We start from the raw sequence: 253 nt of genomic DNA on the forward strand, positions 1-253 counted from the left end.
CGTGACTGTGATGTTTTCAAGAGCTTTGTCTAACTCAGCAGTTTCAAGTTCGCCGTCTTGTAACGTGTCTAGGAATACGCGACCTGAAATCGAATAAGCAATTGCACCAAGTTGCTCAGTGAAATCTACGGTTGCTGAGCGTGTATCAGCAGTTAAATCAACCACAACCGTATTGTTTGCAGTTTGCGATCCAGTGCGACTTGCACCAACAATCAAATACTCTTTACCGTCCAAATGATTTGTCAGACCTGAC

At 43.9% G+C, this 253-nt stretch carries 1 protein-coding gene; it reads right to left on the reverse strand.

The features are described from left to right. Positions 1 to 253, reverse strand: a 253-nt coding sequence (locus C1E24_RS21010; protein WP_171040946.1) for a hypothetical protein, incomplete at both ends; no start/stop codon positions are given.

The organism is Pseudoalteromonas phenolica (assembly GCF_005876835.1).
Taxonomy (GTDB): domain Bacteria; phylum Pseudomonadota; class Gammaproteobacteria; order Enterobacterales; family Alteromonadaceae; genus Pseudoalteromonas; species Pseudoalteromonas phenolica_B.